Source organism: Bartonella sp. AP4SXKL (genome assembly GCF_042195845.1).
Taxonomy (GTDB): Bacteria; Pseudomonadota; Alphaproteobacteria; order Rhizobiales; family Rhizobiaceae; genus Bartonella.
On record NZ_JBHIPA010000003.1, the window covers coordinates 13336 to 30984 of the forward strand.

Sequence of the window (17649 nt, forward strand, 5' to 3'; positions counted from 1 at the left end):
GCAGAAAATACCGTTTAGCATACAATAGATATTTTTTGTATGTTTCTACAATCACTTCCAATTTTTCAAAACAGAAAATGGAGAGAATTTTCGCTCTGCTTCTTCTAAATTTTCACCCATATTCATCTTTATCCCTTCTTTACGTGGATAATGATTAATAGACAACTCAAAAAACTCTTCCATGATTGCGCCAATATCAATTTTATCATCATAAAACACTTCAGGAGTATCAAGCCCCTCCACATCTAAAAACAATTCCCCTGTATCCTCTGATATTTTTGGCTTCATCAAATTTGAATCTTCAGGAACAAAAACAACCTCAATATTTTCACAAAGGATATTTTCTAATGGTTCTAATGTAACAACACATAACTGTAGTATACGCGCTTGCAACAGACCTTTTATACGCACTCCGCGTTTTTTCCACGGGAAAATATGGAATTTTCCCTCACAAGATTTTACTTCAATTAAATCATGGTTCTGGGCTAAATGTGTACATTCTTTTTTGTTTGCACAAAAATGAACCCTTATACCTTTAGCAGGTAGAGAACGTACAGATATTGGATAAGCCAAAGCAAATGTCATTTGAGGAACATTTTGAACATTCATTGACAACTCCCAAACATAAAAACGCGTAAAGCACTATGTTTTTATTTATCTCAAGTATTTATGCATTTTTTTCTTTTCTAAAGAAATTCTATATGGCATAATTTGCTTTATAACAGGGAAACTCAGTGTAAGCTACGGTAGATTAAGTTAAAATTAGAAAAAACTTGAGGTTGCCTTCTTGTCCTACATCTCAGTATAAAAAGGAGATACCATTGTTTCAAATGCCTCACATAATAGCCTTAATCAAACGTAAATTATTGATTGGTCTATCAATAGCAAGCATAGGAATGCTTGCTGGGTGTAGCCTTCTTGATTCTTCAGGTTCGAGCCAAATTTATAGAGAGGGCTATGTTCTTGATAAAAATGCTCTAAGTTCTATCTCTATTGGCTCAAGTCAAGAGCAAGTTCTTTTAACTTTAGGGACCCCTTCATTAAAAACAAAATATGATAATGAAGTTTTTTATTACATCTCACAGACACGTTATCGTGGGATGCAGTTTATGAAAACAAAGATTATTGATCGCAAAGTTTTAGCCATTTACTTCAGTAAAAATAATCAGGTTACAAAAGTTGCAAATTACGGATTACAAGACGGTCAAGTGTTTGATTTTATTACACAAACAACGCCAACTGTAACGAAAGAACATCCTTTCTTAATTCAAATTATAAAAGGCCCTGCGAATTTGCCACCCCATAACTAAATTATATAGTCTGCATACCGTTTCAATATTATAGGTCTGATAATATCAGATCTATAATAGGGGGATTTGTAACTCTTAGAGGCGAACTTTTTTTGCCATACTGTCAAGAACTGCATTAACAAGTTTTGGCTCATCACCTTCAAAAAACGCCTTTGCTATGTCAACATACTCATTCATGACAACCGCAACGGGAACATCTTTACGGTTGATCAACTCCCATAAACCTGCTCGTAAAATTGCTCGCAATATAGAATCAAGACGTGAAAGAGACCACTCTGCAGAAAGCTGTTGATGAAGCAGCGGATCAAGCTGCTTTTGATCTTTTACAACACCCGTTATAATAGCCAAAAACCATTGAAAATCAGCTTCAAGATATTGGTCTCCATCAATATCTTTTCCCAAACGATAAGCCTCATACTCAGCTGCCGTTTCCATCACCCCCGAACCCACGATATCCATTTGATAGAGTGCTTGAACTGCAGCGAGTCTTGCTGCTCCACGTTTATTGGCTGAACGCGGAAAATGTCTGCTTTTTATATCAGCCATATTTAACGATTATCTCCAAATCTCTTTTTTAGAGCGATCATACATAAAGCAGCTTCAGCCGCAAAACCACCTTTATTTTTGTCATCTAGTTTTGCACGCACCCATGCTTGTTCTTCGTTTTCAACAGTCAAAATACCATTTCCAATAGCCAAGTGCTGATGAACAGTTAAATCCATCAATGCACGACAAGAATCATTAGCAACAATTTCAAAGTGATATGTTTCACCCCGAATAACACAACCAAGAGCAACATAACCATCATACGATATCTTGTTTTGTTCAGCAAAAGCTATTGCACTTGGTATTTCTAATGCTCCAGGAACCGTTACAACATCATAACTTGCTTCAGCTTTTTGCAAAGTATTCACTGCACCTCTCAAAAGTGCATCAGAAATCCCCTCATAAAAACGTGCCTCAACAATCAATACGTGAGGCTTTTTACCTATCTCTTTCATCATAATGGAATTCCACAAAAAACGAATCAAAAAAATCAAAGTTATAAAGCATAAAATTCTGAAAACGATCAATAGAGTGTTGGCTTATTCATCTTCTCTTTTTAAAGCAAAAAGTTTTGCAGCATAACGAGCAAGTTGATCAATTTCCAAATTGACCCGATCTCCAATTTTAGCTTGTCCCCACGTTGTCATTTCAAGTGTATGGCGAATAATAAGAACATCAAAAACACAATCCTCAACACCATTAACAGTCAAAGATGTCCCATTAAGTGCAATAGATCCCTTATTAACAATGAAAGGCATAAATTGTCTTGAAACTTTTAAATAAAAGCGAATTGCATCCCCTTCATTTTTTTGATCAATGATTTCAGCCAAACCATCAATATGACCAGAAACTAAATGTCCTCCCATTTCATCACCCAATCGAAGCGAACGTTCCAAATTAACAAAAGTTCCTTTTATCCATTGTGCAAGATTCGTTAAACGTAATGTTTCTTCCCACGCCTCGACAACAAACCAATTGGAATCTTCTTGCTTTAATCCTCGCTCTACAATTGTCAGACAAATTCCTGAACAAGCAATTGACGCCCCAATTGCTAAGCTTTCTATAGCATAGCGGGTAGAAATCTTTAAACGCATCCCCTGCTTTAAAGGTTGAACATCTTCAACACAACCAATATCCGTTATAATTCCTGTGAACATAATGTCTTACGTCTCCACTTATAAAAACGGTCATTTCCAAACATTCTTGTCTCAATCTCATGAAACTGCGAGAGATAATTTCCAAAATGAGGGGCTTCAATACGATTTTTGCCTAAAACAATGGGGGTATGAAAACATATCAAATGATCAACACAACCAGCATTCAAAAATTTTTCCCCTGTCTTGACGCCCCCTTCCAATAAAACACTATTAATCCCATGTTTATAAAGCATCTGTAAAAGAGCAAAGGGTTCTACACAACCATTGTTCATCTCGACCGAATAAACAGACACACCATATTGCTCCAATGCATTTTTTTTGCTTTTCTTTGAAATATCCACATCACAAATAACCCATGTAGGAATTTTTATGGCTGTTTGGACAACTTTTGCATCAAGGGGGATAGATAAATCTGCATCCAAAATAATACGAATTGGTGAGCGCATCTCCATCCCTGGCAAGCGGCAATTGAGTTGTGGATCATCTGCTAATATAGTACCAATACCAACGAGGATAGCATTATTTTGAGCACGTAGAATATGCGTATGGGCATGAGAAAGTGTTCCACTAATTTTTACGCTGCCCTTCTCTCTTTTTCCAACACCATTATCGGCAGAAATTGCCATTTTAAAAGTGACCGCACAGCGTTGTATCTTCCTTATGCACCAATGCGTCCATAAGGATTCAAAAGCCTCTTCAGCTAAAATGCCCTCAACCACTTCAATACCCGCCGCTCGCAAAAGAGCAATACCATGACCATCAACACGCTTGTCACAATCAGTCAGCGCAATAACAACTCGAGAAACACCTGAATCAATAAGCGCATTCACACACGGAGAAGTTTTTCCATAATGCGCACAAGGTTCTAAAGTAACATAAGCAGTCGCTCCTTGAGCCAAAGAACCTGCCATGTGTAAAGCTTGCACTTCCGCATGAGGACTCCCATGAATAGCTGTTACGCCATAGCCAACAATAAAAGCCCCCACAGCACCATTATCGTTTCGCACAATTAACGTACCAACGGAAGGATTCTCACCTGTAAGACCGACATGACGTTCTGCTAAACGAATAGCTGCAGCCATAAACCGTTCATCTTGCACTTTTTTATTCATCAAAACGAGATTCTGTATCCGCGATACCCTTTGACAATTCATCTATAACATCGTGAAAATCGCTTGCATTACGAAAATCTCGATACACAGAAGCAAAACGAATATAAGCAATATCATCAATTCTTTTCAATGCTTCCATCACAAGATGCCCAATTTTTTCTGAAGAAATCTCTGGTTCTCCCAAACTTTCAAGCTGGCGTACAATGCCAGAAATTGCTCGTTCAATATGATCAGGATCAATATTGCGCTTACGTACAGCCACATCAACTGATCGCATTAACTTATCACGATCGAAGGGTTCACATCGTCCACTTTTTTTAGCAACCAAGAGCTCCCGCAACTGAACACGTTCAAAAGTTGTAAAACGACCACCACAAACAGAACACACACGGCGGCGGCGAATCACTGCCCCCTCTTCTGCTGGACGTGAGTCTTTGACCTGTGTATCCTCATATTGGCAGTAAGGACAGCGCATCCTTTATATCCTTAACGAGTGGTAAGATAAGAGTAAAGAGGAAATTGATTCGTTATATCTTTTACCTTTTTCTCAACAGCCATTTCAACGGCATGATTATCTTCATCACTTTTTGCACTCCGAAGACCATCAAGAACTTCTGAAATCAGATGACCAACTTGAATAAACTCTTTTTCTAAAAAACCACGCGTCGTGGCAGCAGGTGATCCCAAACGAATTCCCGATGTTATAGATGGCGTTTCAGAATCAAAAGGAATGCCATTTTTATTGCAGGTAATATGAGCGCGTCCCAAAGCCAATTCAGCACGTTTACCTGTTAGATTTTTGGAACGTAAATCAACCAACAACAAATGATTATCTGTACCACCAGAAACAATATTAAAACCATTACCCTGTAATGTTTTTGCTAAAGTTTTCGCATTAGCGACAACATTGGCACTGTAACTCTTGAAAGAGGGACGCAAAGCCTCCTCAAACGCAACAGCCTTTGCGGCAATCACATGCATTAAAGGACCACCTTGAAGACCAGGAAAAATTGCAGAATTAATTTTTCTGGATAAAGCCTCATCATTTGTCAATATTAAACCACCCCGGGGACCTCGAAGCGATTTATGTGTTGTTGTTGTTACAATATGCGCATGTGGAACAGGTGAAGGATGCACGCCACCAGCAACAAGACCAGCAATATGAGACATATCAACGAGTAAATGAGCACCGATTTCATCTGCAATTTCACGGAATCTTTCCCAATCCCATAGCCGTGGATAAGATGAGCCCCCTGCTATAATAAGTTTTGGCTTACGTTCTTTTGCAAGCTGCTCAACCTCATCCATATCAATAATCTGATCTTCTTGACGCACACCATAGGAAACAACATCAAACCATTTTCCTGACATATTAACAGGTGAACCATGCGTAAGGTGACCTCCAGCATTTAAATCCAACCCCATAAATGTGTCACCAGGCTGAAGTAAAGCTAAAAAGACAGCTTGATTCATTTGGCTACCAGAATTAGGCTGTACATTCGCAAACGCAGCACCGAAAAGCTGTTTTGCCCTTTCAATAGCTAAATCTTCAACGACATCAACAAATTGACACCCACCATAGTAGCGCTTTCTTGGATAACCTTCTGCATACTTATTGGTTAAAACAGACCCCTGCGCTTCAAGGACCGCTCTTGAAACAATATTCTCTGAAGCAATAAGCTCAATTTCATGTTGTTGACGCTCAAACTCCCCTCTAATTGCGTCAAAAATTGCACCATCAACAGTTTGTAAATTATCATTAAAAAAGCGCTTTTGTGCGTCATTTTCTTGCTGAGTCATAAAACACATTCCTAACATAAAAAAAATAAAGTCAAGGAACGATAACACAGCAAACCATGCAAACCAAACATTTTAAACTACTTACACTCAAAAATAATGAGGCAAATATTTATCTTATTCTTTGTTATAAAAACAGCGAAAAACTTTCCTCTCGAGAATAGTAAAAAATGAGATTACATTTCTTTTTTTACACTCTTATTTGTTTACACCTTTTACAAAAAATATCTATAATCTAAAGAAATTCAATAATTTAATGATTAAAAATAATTTATAATGTGAAAAGCTGAATATAATAGGCAAAGTTAATACGAAGGCAAATAAAAATGCTAACCAAAGTTTTTATTGATGGTGAACATGGCACAACCGGACTACAAATACAAAAACGCTTAGAAAGGCGTACAGATTTAAAACTACTCTCTCTTGCTCATAAAGATCGCCATAATGTTCATCTGCGACAAGACTATCTTAATCAAGCCGATATTGCTATTTTGTGTCTTCCAGATGATGCTGCACGCGAAACGGTTCATTGGCTTCAAAAAAATAAAAACATTAGGATTATTGATAGCTCGACAGCCCACCGTGTTGCACCAGACTGGGTTTACGGTTTTCCTGAAATGACAGCAGGACAAAGAAAGCGCATCCAAGCAGCACATTATATAACCAATCCCGGATGCTATCCTACCGGTGCCATTAGTTTGATTCGCCCACTCCGTGAAGCAGGACTGCTAGACGCCGATTATCCCATCTCGATTAATGCAATCTCCGGCTATACCGGTGGTGGAAAACAGTTGATTTTACAAATGGAAAATCAATCTCAACAAAATATTCAGGACAATTATTTTATCTATGGTCTTAATCTTGAACACAAACATGTGCCAGAAATTAAAATCTATGGACAAATCAATCACCCCCCAGTTTTTATACCAAGTGTGGGTCGTTTTCCCCAAGGAATGATTGTGAATCTTCCTCTGCATCGCCATTTATTCACAAAATCAGCAAACTGTTCTGATTTGCGCGAAATTCTCGCAAACCATTACGATGGACAAAATACCATTTTAGTTGCATCACAAGAAGAAACTGCTTCACTTCAAAGACTTAATCCAGAGTGTTTAGCCAATAAAGATGGTATGAAACTGTTCGTATTTGGAAATGATCGTGAAGGTATTTTTAATCTCAGCGCCATATTCGATAATTTAGGAAAAGGCGCATCAGCTGCAGCTATCCAAAACCTCGATTTAATGCTTTCAAGCGACTAAACCTCCCTACCCACAAACTTTTATTCAACAACGCGATAAGCTCCTTTTGTTGCTCGCCAATGTGCAACAACAAAACACAACACGACTAATGCCATACTTTGATGAATGAGCCCCAAACTTATCGGAACCTCATGTAACAGTGTTAAGATACCCAAGACTGCTTGGATAATAATCATAACACAGATAAGAAATGCACGACGAGAATGAGTTGAATGTGGAGCATTTTTTTGTACATAGAAAGCATGAATAGCCGAGGCAATCAATAAAAAATAAGCAAAAAACCGATGAATAAATTGAACCATTAAGGAATTTTCGAATAAATTGAGCCAAACAGGACGATGCTGCAACAATCCATCAGGAATAATCTGCCCATCCATAAGGGGCCATGTATTATAGACTTTTCCAGCATGAAGCCCTGCAACCAAAGCTCCGAAATAAATCTCTATCAAGACGAAAATAACAAGCCATGCCGCAAAATATTGCACCTTTTTATTTGCTGGTTTTTCTGAATATTCTGCAAGCCCTCGAGATAAATAAGTAACAAAAACAATAACAAAACATGCCGTTATAAGATGAAATGCCAAACGATATTGGCTCACACTTGTTAAATTACTTTGCCCAATCCCTGAAGCAACCATCCACCAACCAATAAAGCCTTGAAAGGCGATAAGAATAGGTACAACAATAAGCGGGAGTAAGATATTTTTTTCAACACGCTTAGTCGCCCAAAACCAAATGAGCCCCAATAAAGCGACAAGACCAACAAGACGCCCAAGAACACGATGCGCCCATTCCCACCAAAAAATAATCTTAAAAGCACTTAAGGTCATATCAGGATTAAGCAGCTTATATTGTGCTATTTGTTGATATTTTAAAAATTCCTCTTGCCATTGATCCTCACCAATCGGTGGAATAACGCCGTGTATTGGCTTCCATTCCGTTATAGATAATCCTGATCCCGTCAAACGAGTAGCGCCACCTACTAAGACAATTGCCAAACAAAGCAATAAAATAGAGTAAAGCCACACCTGTATATGTTTTCTATTTTCCTTTTGCACAGGCGTTAAAATGCTATTGTTTAATCTCTTTACTGCCATCTCTGATTGCCCCACGCTTCTCTCCAACTAAAATGCATTTTAAAATTTAAACATTAACTCTTTGTCTATTTTAGTATGTACTACAACTTTAGCAAAAAACAAGCGTACCACTATAACATGCGATACATATTTCTTTTTTACGAAGCTTATGATGCTACAACGCGATAAACAGTCTTTGGAAAGCTGTCTACCATACGCATCATCCATTCTTGTTTATTAAGAACAGTATTACAAATATAATAGTCTGTTAGCTCTGCAAATTGCTCAAACCCATATTTGGGTTCGCTTGCCATCTCTAGGATGATAAAATCATATTCTTTTTTAAATTCTTGTAATATATGAAAAATATCATTTGAAAAATCTTGTGCTGAAATAGCACTTGTTAACCCCTGAGGAAGAATATCAACCCCCGTATCATAATCACGGTAAATAACATCATGCAACTTGGCATTGCCCGTTAAAATATCACTCAGTCCGCGATGTGGGCCTATGACTTTCTCTATTTGTTGACCAGAAATATCGACCAACAAAATTGTTTTGTTCTCTTTTGTGAGATGAAGTGAAAGCTTTGCCGCTGTCCGTGCAGCTTCTGGTCCAATGATTGAAATAATGGTTGAAGCACGCCATTTCAAAACATCAGATAATCCCTCTATCGTAATAAAAGCTTCAAAATTTTTCATTTCTTGAGAGACTAAAATACTCTCATTTTTCTTAAGATCATTTTCTTTTGATCTCAAATCCTCTTCTGAGATTTGGTCTTTTTTCCTTTTAAAGCACGGATAGAATAACAATATTCCTAGCAAAAGAGTAAGGAAACTGACCAATGCACTCACAAGAATATTTTTTCCATAAAGAGCCATAAAAGAAATTGGTGCTAACGTTGTTGGCGTGACCACGTGGATATTTGTATTTTGTAAGAGAAGAGGATCATCACTCAATCTCCGATATGAATCAATAATTTTTTCTCTTCGTTGAGCAGACTTGCTCATCGCTTCATTTTGGGCATCGACTGCTACTTTTATTTTATTTTCAAACTCGTTAAATATTTCATTCAAAGATTGGGATTGATCTTTTACAAAAAAGTTCATTCTTTTTTTGAGCTGTTTTTCTAATTCCGTTGCAATAACCTCATCTGAATGAACTTGATAAACGATTTGTAAAATTTTATTTTTTAATTGATGAGAAACTGTCTCTAATTCTGCAGTCATCGCTTTAATTTGAGGATGTGTCCACCCTAATTGCACAGCCATATGTGCTCTTTGTGTTTCCAAGAGATCACGTTTAGATTCCAGAGCAGCAATTGCTGAATTGCCTGCAATAAACGATAAAGACAGTAAAGACTGCCCATTTTCACGCATCATGTTAATCGTTGAATTCAAACTTGTTAAATGAATACGCTTTAAAGTTGCTTGCGTTAATTGCATCGAAAGATCATGAAGCTCTGTTTGTTTTACACCACGCTGAATAAAAGAATCAATAGATTTACGAAATTCCTGCACGATATTAAGGATTGCAATATTATCATATTGTTTGTCTTCTAATTTATCATTTAACAAGAATTGTTTCTGTTTTATGATTGCTTGTGAAAATGCGGAAAACCAAGTTTCCAACCCACGTTGAGCTGCTTCAAGTGTCTCGGCTTCAAAAGTAAGATCGATAAAATCACCATGACGCGATAAACGGATATTTTCATGATTTTTTTTCTTATAAGAAGCACTTAAAGAAAAATTCGAATCATTGAAGAACATAGGCTGTGAAAACAAAAAGGCGATAACATTGTCTTTCTTTTTAATTGGTAATGGCTTTCCTACAGAATCAGATAATGAAAATGTTAAAGTTGCTTGGTAACCACGAGGCTGGACAAAATAATACAACCAAATCAAAGATACACATAGCATTTGTAATAGCAAAACAATCAAAATGCTTCGCCATACGGTACGTACGAATAGTCTTTTATTACATGTAAGACTCATCTTTATTTTAACCAGCAAAATACTTCTTCATATTGTTTTATTAAGAGAAAGTAGTAACTATCCTCTTAACTTGCTGTCATATTATTTTGAGATAATAAAAATATAAAATTTAAGAACAAATGTTCAAAAATAGCTTTAAAGAACTTAATTCATATTTTTTTTGAGGCTCTCTAGTTGTTTTTTTGCTTCAGAAGTAACAACCGCTCTAATGGTAATAGACCCATCATCATGCCCTTCTTGCACTATTTCCGCAGAGTTTTCATAAAACCAATCAATAAGCGACATTTCATGAGGTTGTAAAAGATATTCAATGCTTTGCACCTCTCCAAAAATTCGCTTTTCAATGGCTCTTAATAATTGATCGAGTCCATCCCCCTTAAGTGCTGATACCATGAGAGCAGGATTTAATCGCGTCTTTGCGCTTGTTTGTAAAACATTCAATGCTTGCTCATCTAACATATCAATCTTATTCCAAACTTCTATGATATGCTCCATATCATCAATATCGATATCAAGACTTGAAAGCACTTCTAAAACATCTTGGGCATGTGCTCGATGATCAAGATCTGACATATCTCTTATATGAAGAATGAGATCCGCTTCAACCACTTCTTCAAGGGTTGCTCTAAAAGCTGCAATCAAATTCGTTGGCAAGTTAGAAATAAACCCTACAGTATCAGACAAAAGAACAGTTTTTCCATGGGGAAGCACAACTTTGCGCAAAGTCGGGTCAAGCGTTGCAAATAACATATTCTTTGCTAAAACATCTGCACCGCTTAAACGGTTAAAGAGAGTTGACTTTCCTGTATTCGTATATCCTACCAGTGCCACAACAGGATAAGATGTTTTTTTCCTTTTTGCTCTATGAAGTGCACGTGTTTTAATAACCGTTTGCAATTCGCGGCGAATACGAATAATTTTCTCTTGTAAAAGACGCCTATCTGCTTCAATTTGCGTCTCACCAGGTCCACCTAGGAAGCCACGCCCCCCCCGTTGCCTTTCCAAGTGCGTCCAACTCCGCACAAGCCTCCCTTTTTGATAGGACAAACGCGCTAACTCTACTTGCAAAACTCCTTCTTTTGTTCGTGCACGATCCCCAAAAATTTCAAGAATCAAAGCCGTTCTATCGATAACTTTGCAATTCCATAATTTTTCTAAATTACGCTGCTGTACTGGCGTTAAAAAGTGATCTACAATCGCAAGCTCAATAGAATATTCATCTATATAACAGGTTAACGCATCTACTTTACCTTTTCCAAAGAGAGTCGCAGAGCGAGGCGTTGCAATATTAATCGTTTCATAATTAACAACTTCTAACCTTATAGCACGCGCTAACCCCAATGATTCTTTAACACGAGAAGATATAGAACACTCTCTCAAAGAGCTTTCACTTCTATTTTCTTGAAAAATCGGTATCAAAACAAGTGCGCGCACCTGTCCTGTATTCTGCGAAAATACCCCTCCTAATCTCTCATTTTCATTTATCATAGCAATCTAAGTACTTTTAAATGGGATAAGAGGTCTATCTTAAAATGATATGTTTACTCAGGACTTTCACCCTCAAACATCTGTACAGGCTGTCCAGGCATAATCGTAGAAATAGCATGCTTATAAACCAATTGCGCGTGTCCATCTCGGCGCAAAAGAACACAAAAATTATCAAATGAAGTTACAATACCCGTGAGTTTAACGCCATTGACAAGAAAAATTGTAAGGGAAATTTTTTGCTTACGCACCGTATTTAAAAACACATCTTGCAGGTGTTGTGATCGCTCTGCCATTATTCTTACACCTTTATCTAGATTGCATAAAATATTCGTGCATGCATATCGACTGAAAAATATCCAATTGTCAACGTAGAAGCTTAAAAATTCAGCAACAAACAACTGAAATTAGAGAAAAAACAGCTCTTTAAGACAATAATAAAGTACAACTTACGAAAAGCTATATTAAATTAAAAATTTTTCCACGTTTACTTTTTTATGAGCTTACAATTCAAAGGCATACTTTTATACATCCTAAGCTATTACAGACTATATGTGATGATAAATCTGCTTCGTTTAGAAACAATAAAAGTAAGCGGACAACAACATTTATTAACGATTGTCGATATTAAAGAGAGACATTCGCACCTTACTGTATATATAACCGCTATTAAATTGTCCTTATTTCAAAGACTGCCGGCTTATAAAGCTTTCTATAAACACAAGTTGTAAACAGTATTTTTGTTTTAGTTAGATTTAAATAATAAATTGTTTTTACTATATTTTATAACATTTTTAAACAGGGTACAAGAAACCGCGTTAACTTTATCTTGATAAGTTTTTAAAATTTTTCCCTAAGCATATTCCTTTCTAAATAATTAACAGCTAGTATGTAGAAATTATGTGGAAGAGAACGTATCCCTTTTCCGGCTGTAAGAGTACGAGGCGAGTATGGCACGCAGAACAAAATTGCAAACATTTGAAGTTGAAGTTGAAGAAGCCCTCACAAAAGCTATGAACTTTGATTTCGATGACACAGGATTTGAAACGATATCATCCAATAATTCTGAAAATGTTGTTAATGTCGATGATCTGATTCAAAAAATTGCAATGGCAGAAGAAGAATTTTTTGCTGAAAACGGTACGTCAACTTTTGTTTCTAATATTCATGATGAAGCTGTTGTTGATAAATCCGTTGTTGAACAGCTTTTTGCTCCAAAACCTTCACCTGATATTTCAGGTGGAACTGTTCATAATACATTATTGCCTACAAAACTTCTTCCTGCAAATGATGATATAACAACCCCTGTAAATTTTGGACCATTCAAGCAGCGTTCTTCCTCTCGAGTCTACTGGTATACAACAGCGCTTAGTGCTTTATGGGCAACGGGAGGAGCTTTTATTGCGCATAAACTCGCACCTACCGGACTCAGCTCCTTATCCAATATCAGCACTTTTGTTACATCCCCAACAGGACTTGCTGTAGCAGCCGGAACAGCAATTCCTATCCTTATATCTTGGGGCGTTGCTCAATTAACAAAACGTTCAAACGACTTGCATAATATTGCGCTTCTTATGACCAATGCTGCACAGCGCCTTAGTGAACCACAACATCTATCTGAAAAACAAGCTATTGCTATAGGGCAAACCATTCGTGAAGAAGTAGCGGCAATGAACGAAGGTATTGAACGTACCCTCGGACGTGCTGTTGAACTTGAAGCAATCATACAAGGTGAAGTTCACAATCTAGAACAAGCCTATGCTGAGAATGAATCACGCATTCACACATTAATCAAAGAATTGAGTAATGAACGCATAGCCATTTTGAATCACGCAGATCGCGTACAATCAACAATTAAAGGAACCCAAGAACAACTGAGTGATGAATTTGGTTTGGTTACCTCTAACATTGTGACCAATGTTGAAAAGCTTGCACAAACCCTTTCTCAAACTTTACAAAAACAAGGTGAAGACCTTGTTGAAAAACTTTCCTATGCCGGTGATGGCGTAACAAATCAACTTGTTGAAAAATTTAACAAAACAACAACACAAATTCAGCAGAAAAACACGGAATTTTTTCATGAATTAGGAAAAAACTTTGATGGTTTTGCAAAACGATTTGATTATAATGAAAAACAAATAGAAAAAACTTTTAATGAAACAGCTGAAAAAGCAGAAGTACATGTTGCTAAAATTGCAACACATATACAAGCAGTAACAGATCAAACTTTGCACGCTGTTGATGAAAAGTTTAAAGCCTTGGATAAAGCTCTTATTGATCGTAATAATCAATCTCTACAGAATTTTGATGAGAAGATCTTAAAGCTCGACGACCAAGCACATAAACTCTCTTCTAAATTTGATAACGTAACCTCGCAAGCAATTGGAGCCTTTGAACAACGTTTAGCAACTGTTGATCTTTCTCTTAAAGAACATAGTGATTCCATCATTGATTCCTTTATAGAACGCAGTCAGGCTTTAGAGGATAATGCTGAAAAACTTGGTAACTTCTTGGAAGCTCATGTCTTGAAAATAAATGAGAACCTCCAAGAAAAAACAGCAGACATTACCCATGCATTTACAAATGGACGTGAAGCTATTCTTTCTGCAATTGATAAAAGTAAGGAAAGTCTGAGAGAAGAAATTCAATATGTCGACAATGCCATTGTTGATATCATACAAGAACGTTCACAAGATTTTAAAGTACAACTTTCTGATCAACGAGCTCTTATGGCAGACATGCTCGATAACGAGAAAAATAAAATTGCGGATACATTAAGAAATCAAATTGATGTTTTGTCCCAAAATACTTCTCATATTGAAAAAGTTTTGGCTGATAATGTTCAAGTCGTTGATAAACAAGCTGAAAATCATATTACAAACATCATTCAATGCACTGAAAAGTTACAAGATGTCATTGTACAAAGTTGTAATACAACCCAAGATGCTTTAGAAGCACAAGCGAGAAATATTGATATCCGTGCCGATGCTCTGCGCGATTCTTTAGCGATTAATAGTTTTTCTCTCAATGAAGTTCTTGCCGATCAAGCACGCACACTTGAACAACGCATGGAAACAATCCATAATCTCATTGCAAAAAGTGATATACGTGTCGATGTTGCATTGAAACAACAAATAGATTTAGTTGAGAGTGCAATTGTCGCCAATAATAAAAACATTACTGAAACGGTTCAAGATCATATCAAAAACCTTGAAAGCCATGCCGAAATTTTAAAGAATACTCTCTCTCAATCGAGTGGTGTTTTCTTTGAAACCCTTGAAACACGTATGGAATCATTCGATACAGATCTAGAAGATCGTGCACACAAAATTTTTGAACGGACAACAACGCTAGAGGAAACATTATCTGAAAAATTTAGCCAAATCTGTGAAGCCATTGATATGCAAACATCTGTTATTGAGGAACGTTCTGACACATTAAAAACGTCTCTCATGATTAGTAATGAGCAAAGTCAGATAATTCAACAAGCGCTGGAAAGCAGTGTTGACAATATGCGTGTAACCTTAGAAGACTCTGTTAATACAGTGACAGATAACCTGCATAATAAGATTATAAAAGCTTCTGATATTCTTTCTTCTACGAGTGAACAAATTCTTTCATCTGTTACAAATGTTACTGCACAAGCAGAAAATATTCTCTCAGAATCAGGCAATCGCATTGTATCAAATGTCAAAAAAACTGTTTATGATACCAGTGAAAAAGTTCTGTCAGTTCTGTCTGAACAAACAGCGCATACTGTCGAAGCTTTCGCAACAGCCAGCCATAATGCACAAGCATTATTGAATGAAACTATTCACACATCAACAACAGCAATAGAACAAGTTCTTAATGAACGCTGTGATGTTCTTCATCACTCTATGCAAAATCTTAAAAATAATTTAGGATATCAGCTCTCTGATGTAACGAGCCGTCTGGAAGATGCTGGAAATCAAACAACAACACAAATTTCACAACATGTTGGAAAAATAACAGAGCTTACAAATCACTTAAATCAAGCAGCGCAAAATACGACAGAATCAATTGATTCTTTAACACAGCATATCGGTGAACAACTCTCTCTTTCCACACAAGATGCTGAACAAAGAATTTATGCACATAATGAATCTTTAGTGAATAGCTTAACCAAAGCTAACTCTGAAACACTTCAAACAATAACGATTATGAAGGAAGAGCTTGTTAATAATGTCTCATCCATCTTAACACAGTTGAATCAATCAATTTACAATTTTCACGAAAATAGTAATGTTTTATTATCGGCTGTTCAAAATATTGATGGGCAGTTTAATGAGAGTACGAATAATTTTTTCCGCAACACGGACCAAGTAGCAGAGCGTTTGTCAGCTTCAAATCAAGCGCTCAATACTAATGTTGAAATTCTGCAAGGACTTTCAAAGAGTACCTTTGAACAAATTAATCATATAACGAGCAGTTTTGGTGAACATGCAAAGACACTTTCCCAAACTATTCATGTTCTTGAACAGTCTGAAAATTCACTTAGTGCAACACTTGAAGAAAAACATAATACGCTTTCTGTATTAAGCGATGCTCTTGTTTCAAAGTCTCATGAAATTAATCAAATGATTGGGCATTATGAAAAAATCTTCAACTTAGCACTTGAACGCTCTGATAAGAATGCGCGTAACTCCACAAATTCATTCCAACAATCACTTAATAAGCTTGTTAGTGAAGCATCAACGCGTTTTTCAGAAGCAGCAGAAGATATACGTCGCTCCGCTGATGAAGTTCGTTTAGAGCTTTCAAAGATTAATAATGATATCAATGAAAATGTAAAAAAACTTCCAGAAAAAACAAAAGAAACAACGCAAACAATTCGCACAGCTTTGAATGAACAGATTACAGCGTTACAAGATTTAGTCAGTGTTATACAAAATGATCAAAAGAGCGCACAAAAACAGCTAATGTCAGCATTTCCTACATCATCAATGTTTAATCAAAAAAGTGACAGTTCCACTGAGTCTGTTAAAAAGATTGTGCCACCTAAGCCTATTTTGCAACAAGATCAAAGCAAAAAAAGACCAAATAAATGGGTATCAAATCTCTTAGAAAGAGCTTCACGTGAAGAAACATTTTATGATGCTCCCCCTAGTGATGATGTTTTAACATCAGTGCAAACAAAACCATCTCCTGCAAACTGCTCTCTTAATTCATTAGCTTCTGGTATAGTGCAAGCTATTAATCACAATGCCATTGTTGAGCTATGGGATCATTATCAACGTGGACAAAAAAACATCGTAACAGAACGCCTTTATACCTTAAATGGACAAAAAATATTTGAAATGATTAAGAAAAAATATATGAGCGATTTTGGGTTTAAACGTTCAGTGAATCAATATGTTACAGATTTCGAAAAGCTCTTACGTGATATATCGCGCAGTTCTGGCTCTTCCAACTCAGTTCGCAAGTACTTGATATCAGATACCGGAAAAGTTTATACTATGCTTGCTCATGCAAGTGGTCGAATCCAATAACAAATAAGAAAGTGGAAAAAGATATTTTTTCCACTTTCTCTCTCCAGTTGTTTTAATGGCTCATCATAGAATGCTTTTTTTTCAACTGTAGCTTTGTACTTCAAAGGTTGGGATAATTGGCATGCGGTTTTCTTTGATATCCTAAGCAATAACCCTAAAGAAGCGTAATGGCTTATCAAACAACGTATCATTCTAAGAATGATAAAGCATGTTTTCTATTTCCTTATCTTTTTCTTAACTCCTTTATTTTTCATAGTTTCATAAAGGTACAAAATCGGTAATAATTATTTTTATTAATTGTGAAAAAAATTCATGCTTTTGTATTAAAATAGCTCATAGAAACACTTCTATTTATTTTTTTTAATGTTTTTTATCCACATATTACTCTCGTTTGAATTATGTA

At 36.4% G+C, this 17649-nt stretch carries 14 protein-coding genes; 3 read left to right on the plus strand and 11 right to left on the minus strand.

Annotated features, from left to right (window positions below):
* Nucleotides 1-51 precede the first annotated feature (51 nt).
* Nucleotides 52-609 (minus strand): DUF177 domain-containing protein, encoded by a 558-nt coding sequence (locus ACFIMI_RS02450; protein ID WP_375618504.1) that lies wholly within the window; start codon nt 607-609, stop codon nt 52-54.
* Nucleotides 610-830: 221 nt separating this feature from the next.
* On the opposite strand from ACFIMI_RS02450, the gene ACFIMI_RS02455 reads away from it, so the two are divergent.
* Nucleotides 831-1310 (plus strand): outer membrane protein assembly factor BamE, encoded by a 480-nt coding sequence (locus tag ACFIMI_RS02455; protein WP_375613146.1) that lies wholly within the window; start codon nt 831-833, stop codon nt 1308-1310.
* 75 nt (nt 1311-1385) lie between these two features.
* On the opposite strand, the gene nusB is transcribed toward ACFIMI_RS02455, so the two are convergent.
* From nusB to glyA, 6 genes are all read right to left on the minus strand, one after another.
* Nucleotides 1386-1856, minus strand: a complete 471-nt coding sequence (gene nusB / locus ACFIMI_RS02460; RefSeq protein WP_015856452.1) for a transcription antitermination factor NusB — start codon at nt 1854-1856, stop codon at nt 1386-1388.
* A 2-nt stretch (nt 1857-1858) separates the two neighbouring features.
* Entirely contained in the window at nt 1859-2314 is a 456-nt protein-coding gene (locus tag ACFIMI_RS02465) for a 6,7-dimethyl-8-ribityllumazine synthase (protein WP_375611572.1), read from the minus strand.
* A gap of 81 nt (nt 2315-2395) precedes the next feature.
* Nucleotides 2396-3013 carry a riboflavin synthase gene (locus tag ACFIMI_RS02470; protein WP_375613061.1) on the minus strand — a complete coding sequence of 206 codons (618 nt, stop codon included), beginning with the start codon at nt 3011-3013 and terminating at the stop codon, nt 2396-2398.
* Complete coding sequence (gene ribD, locus ACFIMI_RS02475; RefSeq protein WP_375611590.1) at nt 2995-4125, minus strand: bifunctional diaminohydroxyphosphoribosylaminopyrimidine deaminase/5-amino-6-(5-phosphoribosylamino)uracil reductase RibD; 1131 nt, start codon at nt 4123-4125, stop codon at nt 2995-2997. Before ribD ends, ACFIMI_RS02470 begins: the two co-directional genes overlap by 19 nt.
* A complete protein-coding gene (gene nrdR, locus ACFIMI_RS02480) occupies nt 4118-4600 on the minus strand; it encodes a transcriptional regulator NrdR (RefSeq protein ID WP_375611570.1) in 483 nt (160 codons plus the stop codon). Before nrdR ends, ribD begins: the two co-directional genes overlap by 8 nt.
* Nucleotides 4601-4611: 11 nt before the next feature.
* Complete coding sequence (gene glyA, locus ACFIMI_RS02485) at nt 4612-5925, minus strand: serine hydroxymethyltransferase (RefSeq protein ID WP_375611569.1); 1314 nt, start codon at nt 5923-5925, stop codon at nt 4612-4614.
* A gap of 323 nt (nt 5926-6248) precedes the next feature.
* Here glyA and argC point away from each other — a divergent pair, with 323 nt between their 5' ends.
* Nucleotides 6249-7181, plus strand: a complete 933-nt coding sequence (argC, locus tag ACFIMI_RS02490) for an N-acetyl-gamma-glutamyl-phosphate reductase (RefSeq protein WP_375692214.1) — start codon at nt 6249-6251, stop codon at nt 7179-7181.
* A gap of 20 nt (nt 7182-7201) precedes the next feature.
* Here argC and ACFIMI_RS02495 read toward each other — a convergent pair whose 3' ends face one another.
* The 4 genes from ACFIMI_RS02495 to hfq form a co-directional block, all read right to left on the minus strand.
* On the minus strand, nt 7202-8278 hold the full coding sequence (locus tag ACFIMI_RS02495; RefSeq protein ID WP_375692231.1) for a COX15/CtaA family protein: 1077 nt from the start codon (nt 8276-8278) through the stop codon (nt 7202-7204).
* A 146-nt stretch (nt 8279-8424) separates the two neighbouring features.
* Nucleotides 8425-10251: a hypothetical protein gene (locus ACFIMI_RS02500; RefSeq protein WP_375638201.1), complete on the minus strand. Its 1827-nt coding sequence runs from the start codon at nt 10249-10251 to the stop codon at nt 8425-8427.
* Nucleotides 10252-10395: 144 nt separating this feature from the next.
* Nucleotides 10396-11739: a GTPase HflX gene (gene hflX / locus ACFIMI_RS02505; RefSeq protein WP_375688943.1), complete on the minus strand. Its 1344-nt coding sequence runs from the start codon at nt 11737-11739 to the stop codon at nt 10396-10398.
* Nucleotides 11740-11792: 53 nt separating this feature from the next.
* Nucleotides 11793-12032, minus strand: coding sequence for an RNA chaperone Hfq (gene hfq, locus ACFIMI_RS02510; RefSeq protein ID WP_005773461.1), 240 nt, complete (start codon nt 12030-12032; stop codon nt 11793-11795).
* 654 nt (nt 12033-12686) lie between these two features.
* Here hfq and ACFIMI_RS02515 point away from each other — a divergent pair.
* Nucleotides 12687-17246, plus strand: a complete 4560-nt coding sequence (locus ACFIMI_RS02515) for a hypothetical protein (protein ID WP_375629398.1) — start codon at nt 12687-12689, stop codon at nt 17244-17246.
* Nucleotides 17247-17649: the final 403 nt, after the last annotated feature.